The sequence below is a fragment of the Algiphilus sp. genome (assembly GCF_023145115.1).
Classification (GTDB): Bacteria; Pseudomonadota; Gammaproteobacteria; order Nevskiales; family Nevskiaceae; genus Algiphilus.
On the sequence record NZ_JAGLEJ010000010.1, the window covers coordinates 64,400 to 77,172 of the forward strand.

Sequence of the window (12,773 nt, forward strand, 5' to 3'; positions counted from 1 at the left end):
GATTGGCGCATCTTTAGGCGCAGCGCGAACCATAATCATGGGGCACCCCTGGGGGCGGGATTGATGCTGACTCTTCACCGACTGCTTGGCGGCCTGCTGGCCGTCGCGCTGCTGCATGCGCCGCCGGGACTCGCGGCGGAACCCGAGATGCCCTGGAATGCCAAGGAGCAGCACATCGGCGTGGCCACCTGCGCCGGCAGCAACTGCCACGGCTCGCAGCAGGCCTTCGACGACTCGCCGGTGCTGCAGAACGAATACTTCACCTGGCAGCGCAAGGATGCGCATTCCAACGCCTACAACCTGCTGCTCACCGATGCCTCCAAGCGCATCGCCGCCAACCTCGGCATCGGCAAGGCCGAGGAAGCCGAGGCGTGCCTCACCTGTCATTCCGACTACGTGCCGGAGGCCAAGCGCGGCCGGCGCTACTCGCTGTCCGAGGGCGTGGGCTGCGAGGCCTGTCACGGCGGCGCCGAGAACTGGCTCGGCCCGCACGTCACCGGCAACACCCACGCCGAGAACGTGGCCGACGGCCTCTATCCGCTCGCCGACCCGGTCAACCGCGCGCGGCTATGCCTGAACTGCCACATGGGCAGCGACGACAAGCCCATCGATCACCGCATCATGGGCGCGGGGCATCCGCCGCTCGAGTTCGAGCTCGACACCTTCACCAACATCCAGCCGCCGCATTTCCGCGTCGACGCCGACTACCGCGAGCGGAAGCCCTACGAGGACAACGCGGTGACCTGGGCGATCGGCCAGCTGATCGCCACCGAGCAGCTCATCCGGGGCATCCGCAGCGACCGCTTCAAGGCCGGCGGCATGTTCCCCGAGCTGGTCTTCTTCGACTGCAACGCCTGCCACCATCCCATGCGCCCGCCGCGCTGGAATGCCGGTGCGGGCGGTCCGCTGGGTCCCGGCGAGGTGCGGCTGGCCGACGCCTACATGGTGATGTCGGGCCACGTCATCGATGCGCTGGTCCCCGACCTCTCGGAGCAATGGGACAGCGCGCTGGCCTCGCTGCACCTGGCATCGCGCAGGTCGGTGCCCGAGGTGCAGCAGCGTGCGCAGGCCCTGGCCGGCCTGGTCGATACCGCCCTGGACCGCATGCGCGACGCCGGCATCTCGCGGCAGCAGGCCCTGGCGCTGATGGATGCGCTGGCGCGCTCGGGCATCGAGCGCGACGCGGCCGACTTCACTGCCGCCAAGCAGATCTTCTACGGGCTCGAGGCGCTGCTCGCCTTCCTGCGCCAGCAGGACGCCGCACTCGGCAAGGCGCTCAACGCCCCCATGGACGGGCTTTTCTCGGCGGTCGACGCACAGGTCGACTACAACCCGGATGCCATGCGCGACGGCCTGCGCCGCATGCGCAGGGTGATCGCCGACGTGCGGGCCGGGTAAGCGCCGGTGCTAGGCTTGCGCAGGATGTTCGGGGGCGGGAGACGCAATCGCATGAATCTGGACATGGCCGGCGCCACGCACGCGGGCAATATCCGCGACCACAACGAGGACGCCTTCGGCGTCGACGAGGTGCTGCCGGCCGCGGTCCTGGCCGACGGCATGGGCGGCCTGTCGCACGGCGAGGTCGCCAGCGAGACCGTCGTGACCCGCGTGATGGAGGGCCTGCGCAACGGCGACAGCGCCAGCGCGGCGCTGCGCGCGGCGCACGAGGAGATCCTGCGCGTCAGCGTCGGCGCCGCCCAGCGCATGGGCTCCACCGCCGTCATCGTCACGCGTTCCGAGGGCAGGCTGACCATCCACTGGGTCGGCGACAGCCGCGCCTATCTGCTCCGCGGCGGCGAGCTGCGCCTGCTCACGCGCGACCATTCCCTGGTGCAGGGGCTGATCGATGCCGGCGCCATCACCGAGACCGAAGCCGAGAGCCATCCCAACCGGAACGTGGTCACCCGTGCGGTCGGCATCCAGGACGGCGAGCAGCTCGAGATCGACCACGTCGATCTCGATGCGCGCTCCGGCGATCGACTGATGATCTGCTCCGACGGTCTGCACGGCTTCCTTCCGCACGCGCGCATCACCGCGCTGCTGCAGGAACACGACGACAATCAGAAGGCGGCAAGCGCCCTCGTCGAAGCCACGCTGCAAGAGACGGAAGCCGGAGACAACGTCAGCGTCATCTGCGTGACCGTCGCCTGATCCGGTGTTGAACGCAGGCGACATCGTCGGCAAGTACAAGATCGTCCGATCCCTGGGGTCGGGCGGCATGGCCGACGTGTACGAGGCCGAGGATCCGAGCCTCGGCCGGCGCGTCGCCCTCAAGGTGCTGCCGCCCGAGCTGACCCGCAACAAGCAGCTCATCCAGCGCTTCGAGAAGGAAGTGCGTGCCGCGGCGTCGCTCAACCATCACGGCATCGTGACGGTCTTCGAGGTCGGTGAGCACGACGGCCTGCACTACTACTCGATGCGGCTGCTCACCGGCGGCGACCTGCGCGACCGCATCGACGCCGGCCTCAGCGAGATCGAGGCCCTGGCGACCCTGCGCGAGATCGCCGATGCCTTCTCGCACGCGCACCAGCGCGGCTTCGTCCATCGCGACGTCAAGCCCGAGAACATCATCTTCGACGAGCAGGGCTATCCGGTCCTCACCGACTTCGGCATCGCCAAGGCCGTCGACTCCGGCACGCGCGTCACCGCCACCGGCGTCTCGGTGGGGACTCCGCGCTACATCAGCCCGGAGCAGGCACGCGGCCAGCCCGTCGACGCCCGGGCCGACATCTACAGCATGGGCGTCATCCTGTACGAGATGCTCGTCGGCAAACCGCCGTACGACGGCGAGGAATCGCTGGCGGTCATCTTCCAGCACGTCACCGAGCCCATCCCGCGTCTGCCAGAGGAAAAGGCCCGATTCCAGCCGCTGATCGACACGCTGATGGCCAAGAAGCCGGACGAGCGTCCGGAATCGGCCGATGCGCTGGTCAAGCTCATCGATCAGTACCTGCCCACGCAGAATACCCAGGAGTTCCGCAGCGGGGCCGGCGCCACGCAGAGCAACCCGCTGGTGGCGCGTCTGCGCACACCGTCGTCGCTGCGCACGTCCGGCGCCTCCCAGCCCGCAGCGGAGCCGCCGCCCGCGCCGGAGCCACCCGCCGAGACCGCGGCCGAGCGCGAGCAGCGTGAAGCCGAGGCCGCCCGGCGCGCGGAGGCGGAGCAGGAGCGCGAAGCGGCCGAACGCAGGAAGCGCGAGGAAGAGGAGCGTCAGGAAGCCGAGCGCCGCGAGGCCGAAGAGAACGCCCGCCAGGAGGCGGAGCGCCAGGAAGCCGAACGCCGCAAGCGCGAGGAGGCCGAGAAGCGCGAGGCCGAGGAGCAGCAGCGCAAGGAAGCCGAGCGTCAGGAAGCCGAGCGCCGCAAGCGCGAGGAAGCCGAGAAGCGCGAGGCCGAGGAGCAGCGCCGCAAGGAAGCCGAGCGCCAGGAGGCCGAACGCCGCAAGCGCGAGGAAGAGGAGAAGCGCAAGGCCGAGGAACAGCGCCGCCAGGAGGCCGAGCGTCAGGAAGCCGAGCGCCAGAAACGCGAGGAAGAGGAGAAGCGCAAGGCCGAGGAAGCCCGGCGCCGCAAGGAAGAAGCCGAGCGCAAGCGGCGCGAGGACGAAGCACGCAAGGCGGCCGAGGAAAAGCGGCGCAAGGAGGAAGCCGAAGCCAAGGCCGCCCGCAAGCGCGAAGCCGAGGAGAAGGCCCGCCAGGAGCGCGAGGAGAAGGCGCGCCAGCGTCAGGAAGAACAGGCCCGCAAGCGCGCCGAGACCGCCCGGCAGCAGGAGGAGCGGCGCCAGCGCAAGGCCGCCAGGGCGGCCGCCGGGCCGGAAGCCTCCACGGCATCCGGCAGGCCCCTCATCATCGGCGGCGCTGCCGCCGCGATCCTGATCGCGGGCGCGCTGTGGTTCCTCGTGCGCCCCGGCGAGGACGCTCCCTCACCTCCCGCCGAGCCGGCACCGGTCGAGACGCCCGCCGTCGACACGCCGGCGACCACGACCGATGAACCGGCAGCGCCCGAAGCAGCCGCGCCGGACGCACCCGACACCGACACCATGCCGGCCGTACCGCAGCGCGCGCCCCGGCTCGACGGCACGGTCACGACCGAAGTGCCTGCCGTCGATGTGCCGCCGGCAGGCCCCACGCCCGAGGAGCGCGAGGTCGAGCGCCGGGCCGAGCAGGAGCGCCGCGATGCGGAAGCGGCCGCGCAGGCCGAGCGCGAGCAGCGCGAAGCCGAAGCGGCTGCCCGCCGCGAGCGCGAGCAGCGTGAAGCCGAGGAGGCTGCCCGTCGCGAGCGCGAGCAGCGCGAAGCCGAGGAGGCCCGCGAGGCCGAAGCGCGTCGCGCGCAGGAGGAAGCAGCCGAGCCCGAGCAGGCCGAAGAGGAGAGCTCGCTGATGCAGGAACTGCAGCGCCAGCGCGAGCTCGAGCGTCAGCAGCGCGAGCAGGCCGAGGCCGAGCGCCGGGCCGCACGGGAAGAGGCCGAGCAGCGGGCGCGGGAACAGGCCGAGAGCGCGCCCGAGGCCGAGCCGGATCAGGAAGAAGACGCTCGCGAGCGGCTGCGCCGCATTCCGGGCTTCTGACCAAGCGCCCGCCCGCAGCGGCGGCCTAACGCGTCAGCGGGCTCACTCGGTCTCGAACGAGACCGGCTCCGACCCAGCCTCCTCGGGGAGCGCCCCGAGCCAGAAGCGACCGGTCGCGAAGAGCGCGAAGGGCTCATTGCGCACGTAGGCCAGCTTCTCCTCGCCCTCGCCATGCGCGACATAGGTGCCGTTGGTGCTCTCGTCCACCAGCACGAACTTGCCGCGCCGGTATTCGATGCGCAGGTGGCGGCGCGATGCGAACGGGGCGTCGACGACCAGGTCGCAGTCCTGCTGCCGGCCGATGACGAAGGGGAGCTTGAGCGGCGTCAGCACCGCCTCGACGTCGCGATGGCGCAGCACGAGCTTCAGGGCGCCGACGATATCGCTGGCCGAGAAGACCTCGGTGTGACTGCGCCGGTCCCAGACCACCTGGCTCACCAGGATCGATTCGGTGATGCCCTTGACCGGCGTGTTGTCGAAGACCCTGACGGATGCGCCGATCTCCTCCGGGAGCTCGCTGCCGGTGGATTCGGTGGTGAGGATCTGACCGGACTTCGCCATGTCCGAGACGCGGGCGGCGATGTTGACGACATCGCCGAAATAGTCGCCGTCGCGCTCGACGGCCTCGCCGGACGCAAAGCCGACCCGCAGTTCCAGCGTGAGATCCTCCCCGGGCAGCGGCACGCGCGCCTCGCGCTGCATGTCCATGGCCGCGCGCGCCGCCGATTCCGCATCCGGGAACACGCACATCAGCGCATCGCCGATGGACTTGATGCGCCTGCCCCGGTAGCGCTCGGCGGCATCACAGCAACGCTGCAGCGCCGCGCCCACCAGCGCCTCGGCGCGCTCGTCGCCGTGACTCCGGTACAGACGGGTACTGCCGACGATGTCGACGAACAGGACCCCGATCGCCGCCTTGGACACCGCCATCGCCGTTGCTCCCCGCCGGGCATGCGGAGGCAGAGCCTCCGCACGCGGTCGCGGCTGCTAGCCGCCCATGCCCAGGAAGGAGAACTGGTAGAAGAGGTGGGCGTAGGTCTCGGTGAGATCGAAGCCCTGCTCGTCGTCGGAGAACCGCTGGATGCGCAGGCCGAAGGAGTGCGGGCTTCCCTTCATGGACATCGCGGCGCGACCGCTGAAGCCGATGAAGTCGGCCTTGGCGCCACCACCGAGATCCAGCTCGGTGAAGTTCACCGCGGCGGACGTGTTCACGGTCCAGTTGCTGCCCAGCCCGAAGGACGGGAAGCCGATGCCCACGAAGGGACCGGTCTCCTGGTAGAAGCCGTCGTCGAAGGCGCCGTCGCCCTGGTACCCGAAGCGATAGCCCACCGATGCGTTGAAGTCCCGCGGCAGGAACGCGCCAACCGAGACCAGCACGTCGGTGCGGTCGAAATCGGCGCTGTTGTCACCGTCGCCGGTGATCGTCTGGTATTCGAGGCCGATGTCCGCGAAGAACGACTCGAACGCCACCGTGTAGCCGGCGAGCACGCCGAAGGTCGGCTCGGTCGAACCTTCGCTGCCAAACCCCGGAACGTCGAGCTCGGAATCGTAGACGCCGCCCAGCACGCCCACGCGCCCGATGCCCGCCATCTGACCGCTGGCGGCCCCCGCGAAGACCGTGATCGCCAAGCCCATCGCTACCCTGTTCATCATTGCGCTAATCCCCCGCTGAAATTTGATCGTGACGAGCCGTTCGAAACGGCTCTCCATGGGACCCTGAACACACCCACTCCCGCGCGATACGGTAGCAGGGAAGCGGCTCCCGCACTACTTCCGCGCGCTCAGGCGCTCCCCGGCGCCATCCGGCCGCGCAGCGACCACGCGATCAAGCCGGCGCCGCCGACGAGCATCGGAATGCACAGCAGCATCCCCATCGTGAACCAGCCGGTGCCGGCCAGATAGCCGATGTGCGCGTCGGGCACGCGCACGAACTCGACGGCCCACCGGAAGCAGCCGTAGAGCACCAGGAAGAGACCGCTGATCATGCCACGCGGCCGCGGCTTCGCCGAGAACCACCACAGGATGCCGAGCAGTACGGGTCCTTCCAGGATGGCCTCGTAGAGCATGCTGGGATGGCGTGCCAGCTGGTCGACGTGCGGGAACACCATGCCCCACGGCAGGTCGGTCGGACCGCCCCACAGCTCGCCGTTGATGAAGTTGCCGATGCGCCCGGTGAACAGCCCGAAGGGCACCAGAACGCACACGAAATCGGCCACCGTCAGGAAGGTGCTACCGATCGAGCGCGCGAACAGCCAGAGCGCCGCCATGACACCGAGCAGACCGCCGTGGAAGGACATGCCGCCCTCCCAGATGCGGACCAGCCGCAGCGGATCGTCGATGAAGCTGGCGAAGTCGTAGAACAGGATGTAGCCGATGCGCCCGCCGAGGATGACGCCGAGCGCGACGTAGAACAGCAGATCGCCGATGCGCTCGCGTGGCCACTGCCAGTGCGCGCGCCGCCCCTGCACGACGCCGAGCCACCAGCATCCCGCGAAGCCGAGCAGATACATCAGCCCGTACCAGTGGATGGAGAGCGGGCCGATGGAGAGGGCTACGGGATCGAATCCGGGATGGGTCAGCATGGGGCGGAGTTTAGCAGCGCCTCCCTGCACTTCCGTTGCACGGCGTCACAGACGCGAACGGCCGCCCGGAGGCGGCCGTTCGGTCGCAACGCGCGTTGAACCTACTTGAGCTCGTAGCCGAACTCGCGCTTGAAGCGGGCGCCGAATTCCTCGGGCGTGAACTTGTGGTTCTGCGTGCCGGGACGCTCGATCTTGATGGCGCCCATCAGACCGGCGATGCGGCCGATCGTCTCCCAGTCCATGTCGTTGAGCAGGCCGTAGAGCAGACCGCCGCGATAGGCGTCGCCGCAACCCGTCGGGTCGGCCAGCGACTCCGGCTTGGCGGTCGGAATCTCCAGCTTCTTGCCACCGGTGTAGATGTGCGAGCCCTCGCCGCCCAGCGTCACCACCAGCGCCTTCACGCGCTCGGCGATCTGTTCCAGCGTCATGCCGGTACGGTCGGTGATGACCTGCGCCTCGTAGGAATTCACCGCGACGTAGCTGGCCTGGTCGATGAAGGTCGACAGCGCGTCGCCGTCGAACATGGGCAGACCCTGGCCGGGATCGAAGATGAAGGGAATGCCGGCCTCGGCGAACTGCTCGGCGTGCTGGATCATGGCATCGCGCCCGTCCGGCGAGACCGTGCCGAGGGTGACGCCGTCGGTCACGATCTTCTGCTCGTGCGCGACGTTCATCGCACCCGGGTGGAAGGCCGTGATCTGGTTGTCGTCCATGTCGGTGACGATGTAGGCCTGCGCGGTGTAGTGATCCGCGTTGATGTTGACCAGGTCACGCGACACGCCCTGCTTGTCCATCCAGGCGGCGTAGTCGTCGAAGTCCGAGCCGGCCGTGCCCATCGGACGCCCGTCGCCGCCGAGCAGCTTGAGGTTGTAGGCGATGTTGCCGGCGCAGCCGCCGAACTCGCGGCGCATCTCGGGCACCAGGAAGGCCACGTTCAGGATGTGCACCTGATCGGGCAGGATCTCGTTCTTGAACTGGCCGGGGAAAACCATGATCGTGTCGTAGGCGAACGACCCGGTGATAAGCGCAGACATGGGTACTCCTTCTAGGTGAATTCAGGGGTTTTCGGGTGACCAGGCTCCCCCGTCCGGGGCTCGCCAGGTCGCCCGGCGCGGGCCGATCCGGCCCGCGCTTCGGTGTCGAAGATCAGGCGGCGGCGCTGTCGCCGAAGTCGTAGCGCACGTCGAGCTGGCGCGCGGCGCGGGTCTCGTCGAGGCGACGCACCGGCAGCTCCCAGGGCGCACCCTTGACGTGCTCGATGTCCTGCTTCGCCTCGTCCCAGATCGCGGCCATGGCCTCGACGAAGGCGTCGAGCGCTTCGCGGTCCTCGGTCTCGGTGGGCTCGATGAGCAGGCACTCCGGCACCAGCAGCGGGAAGTAGACCGTGGGCGCGTGGAAGCCGTAGTCCAGCAGGCGCTTGGCGACATCGCCGGCGGTGAGCTGCAGCTCCTGCTTCTGGCGCTTGAGCGTGACGATGAACTCGTGGCTCGCGCGCCGGCCGTCGAAGGCGATGTCGAAGCCCTTCTCCTTCAGCCGCGCCATCAGATAGTTGGCGTTGAGGGTGGCGAACTCGGCGACGCGGCGCATGCCGTCGCGTCCCAGCAGGCGCGCGTAGACATAGGCACGCAGCAGCACGCCGGTATTGCCCATGAAGGTGGACAGCCGGCCGATGGAGTGCGGCAGGTCGTTCTCGTCGAGCCAGCGGTAGCTGCCGTCGTCGTTCTGCCCGACCACCGGGATCGGCATGAAGGGCGCCAGTCGCTTCGACACCCCCACGGCACCGGCACCGGGACCGCCACCGCCGTGCGGCGTCGAGAAGGTCTTGTGCAGGTTCATGTGGATGACGTCGAAGCCCATGTCGCCGGGCCGCGTCTTCCCGAGGATGGCGTTGAGGTTGGCGCCGTCGTAGTAGAGCAGGCCGCCGGCCTCGTGCACGAGATCGGCGATCTCCTTGATGCGGCGCTCGAACACGCCCACGGTCGACGGGTTGGTCAGCATGATGCCGGCCGTCTGCGGACCCACCGCTTCCTGCAGCGCCTCGAAGTCGACGTCGCCGTCCGGCTTGGTCGGAATCTCGCGTACCTTGAAGCCGAGCATGGTGGCGGTGGCCGGATTGGTGCCGTGGGCGGCATCCGGCACGATGATCTCGGTGCGCGCATCATCGCCGCGCGAGCGATGATAGGCGCGGATCATGGCCACGCCAGTGAACTCGCCCTGCGCGCCCGCCATCGGCGTCAGCGAGACACGGTCCATGCCGGTGACGTTGCGCAGCATGTCCTGCAGCTCGTACAGGCAGGCCAGCACGCCCTGCCCGCGGCTGACCGGCGCCAGCGGATGGCGGCCCAGAAAGCCCGGCAGCATCGCCAGCGTGTTGCAGGCGCGCGGGTTGTATTTCATCGTGCACGACCCGAGCGGGTAGAAGTGCGTGTCGATGGAGAAGTTGAGCTGCGACAGCCGCGTGAAGTGGCGCACCGTCTGCAGCTCGCCGGTCTCGGGCAGCCGCGGCGCGCGCTTGCGCGCCAGCGTTTCCGGCAGCCCGGACCCGGTGACCGCGGCCGGCCACTGCGCAGTGGCGCCGCGACCGGCGCGGGTGTTCTCGAAGATGAGTGCTTCGGTCATCGTGAAGTCCCTCCGGGGACGCGGATTCGGTTGCGACGGCTCAGGCGGCGCGCGCCTGCTTCAGCACCTCGCCGAGGGCGTCGCGGTAGCGCGCGATGTCGGCGGCGGTGCGCGTCTCGGTGGCGCAGACCAGCAGCGCGTTGCCGAGCTCGGGATACGCCGCCGAGACGTCGAAGCCACCGATGATGTCCTGCTCGGCCAGCCGCTCCAGCACCGGCCCCACCGGGCGATCGAGCTTGAGCAGCGCCTCGTGGAAGACCGGCGCCTCGAAGACACGCTCCACGCCCGGCAGTCCGGTGAGACCGTCGACCAGGCTGGCGGTGTTGGCCATCGACGCCTGCGCGACGCGCGCCAGGCCCTCGGGCCCCAGCAGCGACATGTAGATGGTCGCCGCGGTGACCAGCAGACCCTGGTTGGTGCAGATGTTCGACGTCGCCTTGGAGCGGCGGATGTGCTGCTCGCGCGCCTGCAGGGTCAGCGTGTAGCCGGGCTTACCGTCCATGTCGACGGTGCGGCCGACGATGCGACCCGGAATCTGGCGGGCGTACTGCTTGCGCGTGCACAGATAGCCGAAGTACGGGCCGCCCGACGAGAGCGGCGCGCCCAGCGGCTGCCCCTCGCCCACGACGATGTCGACGCCCTTCTCGCCCCACTCCGACGGCGGACGATGAATGGCGAGCAGGGTCGGATTGACCACCGCCACCACCAGCGCGCCGCGTGCATGCGCCCAGTCGGTGAGCGCATCGACATCCTCGAGCCCGCCGAAGAAGTTGGGCTGGTTGATGACCACCGCGGTGGGGGCCTCGACACCGGCACGCTCGGCGGCGTCGACCGGCGTCAGGCCGGTGCGCTCGTCGAAGGCCACTTCGTGCAGGGTCACGCCCTGCGCGTGAGTCAGGTTGTGGGCGACCTGCCGGTAGTACGGATGCAGCGCGCGCGGCACGAGAATCTCGCCGGTGGCGTTGCGGCCGGCGCTGCGCACCGCCATGAGCAGCGCCTCGGCCAGCGCCGATGCGCCGTCGTAGAGCGAGGCGTTGGAGATCTCCATCCCCGTCAGCTCGCACATCATGGTCTGGAACTCGTACAGCAGCTGCAGCGTGCCCTGACTGGCCTCCGCCTGATACGGCGTGTAGGCCGAGTAGAACTCGCCGCGCGTGGTGATCTCCCAGACCGCCGCCGGGATGTGGTGCTCATAGGCGCCGGCACCGATGAAGTTCAGTGCCGTGCCGTCGGCCGCGGCACGCGCCTGCATGAGGCGCGTGAGCGCCATCTCGGGCGTGGACTCGGGAATGGCGTCGAGCTCGCCGCAGCGGAGATGCTCGGGAATCTCGTCGAACAGCGCGTCGGTCGACGGCGCGCCGATGACGGCCAGCATCTCCTTGATGTCCTTCTCGGTATGGGGGACGAAGGGCATATCCAGCCTCCGGTCATGCGAATGGAAAGCCGGGCCGAGCGGCCCGGCGGAGCGCAGCGGGCGCGATTCAGCCCGCCTCGGCGCCGTAGGCGTCGGCGTCGAGCAGCGCCTCGGCCTGGGCGGTGTCGCCGCTCAGGCGGAACAGCCACCCTTCGCCGTAGGGATCGTCGTTGAGGGTCTCGGGCGCGTCGGCCAGCTTGTCGTTGACCGCCACCACGGTGCCGGCGATGGGCGCATAGACATCCGAGGCGGCCTTGACCGACTCGACCACCGCGCAGGCCTCGCCCGCCTCGAGCTCGCGATCGACGTCGGGCACTTCGACGAACACCAGATCGCCGAGCTCGGCCTGGGCGTGGTCGGTAATGCCGATGGTCATGGTGCCGTCGGACTCGACGCGCACCCACTCATGGGATTTGGTGTAGCGGAGGTCGGCGGGAACATTGCTCATGGGAGACTCCGGGGTCAGGCAGTACGGGATCGGGAACGGAAAAGACGGCCGGTGCCGCGTCGCTCAGACGCGGACCTGACCATTGCGCACGAAGGGCGGCTTGACCACGCGCGCCGGCAGCCAGCGGTCGCGGATGCAGACCTCGGCGTCGCCCTCGGCATGCCCCTCGACGCGCGCGAGCGCGATCGACGCGCCCATGGTCGGCGAATGGCTGCCCGAGGTGGTCTCGCCGGTGGCGCCGTTGGCGAAGCGCACGGCCATGTGGCCGCGCATGACGCCGCGCCCCTCGAGCACGAGCCCGATCAGGCGGCGCTGGGGGTCGGCGGCCTCGAGCGCCGCGCGCCCGACGAAGTCGCGATCACCGGGCTCCAGGGCGACGGTCCAGGACAGGCCGGCTTCCGCCGGGAAGGTGTCCTCGTCCATGTCCTGACCGTAGAGGTTCATGCCGGCCTCGAGACGCAGTGTGTCGCGCGCGCCGAGGCCGCAGGGCTCGGCGCCGGCATCGACCGCCGCGCGCCAGAAGTCGGCTGCGGCATCGACCGGCAGCACGACCTCGAAGCCGTCCTCGCCGGTGTAGCCGGTGCGGCCGATGAATACATCGCCCGCTTCGGTGCAGCGGAACGGCTTCAGCGCAACGGCGGCATCGGCGAGCGCGGCATCGACCAGCTTGGGCAGCAGCTCGGTCGCCTTGGGCCCCTGCAGCGCGACGATGGTGCGGTCGTCGCGCAGATTGATCCGGCAGTCGCCGCTGATGTGCTCGGCCATCCAGTCGATGTCGGCCATCGCGGTCGCGGCGTTGAGCACGGCGCGATAGCGGCCGGCACCGCGGCGGTAGATGATGAGATCGTCCTTCACGCCGCCGCGCGCGTTGAGCATGCAGCTGTACAGCGCGCGACCGTCGTCCAGCTTGGCGACGTCGTTGGCGAGCAGCCCGCGCAGGAAGGCTTCGGCATCGTCGCCCTCGACGTCGACCGCACGCATGTGGCCGACGTCGAAGATGCCGGCGGTGCGGCGCACGGCGTGATGCTCCTCCACCTGGGAGCGGTACTGCACGGGCATCTCCCAGCCGCCGAAGTCGATCAGGCGGGCGCCGGCCTCGGCGTGGAGGGGATGCAATGTGGTCTTCTGGAGCTGGGTCATGGTCCAACCGGC

Annotated in this window: 11 protein-coding genes; 3 read left to right on the forward strand and 8 right to left on the reverse strand. The window is 69.5% G+C overall.

Features of this window, described 5'->3' with window-relative positions; genetic code table 11:
- Nucleotides 1–63 precede the first annotated feature (63 nt).
- Genes KAH28_RS02970 through KAH28_RS02980 form a run of 3 tightly spaced genes read left to right on the forward strand, consistent with a single transcriptional unit; the run spans nucleotide 64 to nucleotide 4,558 of the window.
- Nucleotides 64–1,398, forward strand: coding sequence for a multiheme c-type cytochrome (locus KAH28_RS02970; RefSeq protein WP_290574320.1), 1,335 nt, complete (start codon nucleotides 64–66; stop codon nucleotides 1,396–1,398).
- 51 nt (nucleotides 1,399–1,449) lie between these two features.
- Nucleotides 1,450–2,151 (forward strand): protein phosphatase 2C domain-containing protein, encoded by a 702-nt coding sequence (locus KAH28_RS02975; protein ID WP_290574321.1) that lies wholly within the window; start codon nucleotides 1,450–1,452, stop codon nucleotides 2,149–2,151.
- 7 nt (nucleotides 2,152–2,158) lie between these two features.
- A complete protein-coding gene (locus KAH28_RS02980) occupies nucleotides 2,159–4,558 on the forward strand; it encodes a serine/threonine-protein kinase (protein WP_290574322.1) in 2,400 nt (799 codons plus the stop codon).
- Between the two features lie 42 nt (nucleotides 4,559–4,600).
- On the opposite strand, the gene KAH28_RS02985 is transcribed toward KAH28_RS02980, so the two are convergent.
- The 8 genes from KAH28_RS02985 to gcvT all read right to left on the reverse strand — a co-directional run bounded on the left by KAH28_RS02985 (nucleotide 4,601) and on the right by gcvT (nucleotide 12,761).
- A complete protein-coding gene (locus tag KAH28_RS02985) occupies nucleotides 4,601–5,488 on the reverse strand; it encodes an adenylate/guanylate cyclase domain-containing protein (RefSeq protein ID WP_290574323.1) in 888 nt (295 codons plus the stop codon).
- Nucleotides 5,489–5,545: 57 nt separating this feature from the next.
- Nucleotides 5,546–6,211 carry a hypothetical protein gene (locus KAH28_RS02990; protein WP_290574324.1) on the reverse strand — a complete coding sequence of 222 codons (666 nt, stop codon included), beginning with the start codon at nucleotides 6,209–6,211 and terminating at the stop codon, nucleotides 5,546–5,548.
- Nucleotides 6,212–6,339: 128 nt separating this feature from the next.
- On the reverse strand, nucleotides 6,340–7,140 hold the full coding sequence (lgt, locus tag KAH28_RS02995) for a prolipoprotein diacylglyceryl transferase (RefSeq protein ID WP_290574325.1): 801 nt from the start codon (nucleotides 7,138–7,140) through the stop codon (nucleotides 6,340–6,342).
- 101 nt (nucleotides 7,141–7,241) lie between these two features.
- Nucleotides 7,242–8,174 (reverse strand): carbohydrate kinase family protein, encoded by a 933-nt coding sequence (locus KAH28_RS03000; RefSeq protein WP_290574326.1) that lies wholly within the window; start codon nucleotides 8,172–8,174, stop codon nucleotides 7,242–7,244.
- A 112-nt stretch (nucleotides 8,175–8,286) separates the two neighbouring features.
- Nucleotides 8,287–9,759, reverse strand: a complete 1,473-nt coding sequence (gene gcvPB / locus KAH28_RS03005) for an aminomethyl-transferring glycine dehydrogenase subunit GcvPB (RefSeq protein ID WP_290574327.1) — start codon at nucleotides 9,757–9,759, stop codon at nucleotides 8,287–8,289.
- A 40-nt stretch (nucleotides 9,760–9,799) separates the two neighbouring features.
- Entirely contained in the window at nucleotides 9,800–11,173 is a 1,374-nt protein-coding gene (gcvPA, locus tag KAH28_RS03010) for an aminomethyl-transferring glycine dehydrogenase subunit GcvPA (RefSeq protein WP_290574328.1), read from the reverse strand.
- 67 nt (nucleotides 11,174–11,240) lie between these two features.
- On the reverse strand, nucleotides 11,241–11,621 hold the full coding sequence (gene gcvH / locus KAH28_RS03015; protein ID WP_290574329.1) for a glycine cleavage system protein GcvH: 381 nt from the start codon (nucleotides 11,619–11,621) through the stop codon (nucleotides 11,241–11,243).
- Nucleotides 11,622–11,684: 63 nt separating this feature from the next.
- Nucleotides 11,685–12,761, reverse strand: a complete 1,077-nt coding sequence (gcvT, locus tag KAH28_RS03020; protein ID WP_290574330.1) for a glycine cleavage system aminomethyltransferase GcvT — start codon at nucleotides 12,759–12,761, stop codon at nucleotides 11,685–11,687.
- Between the last annotated feature and the right edge of the window lie 12 nt (nucleotides 12,762–12,773).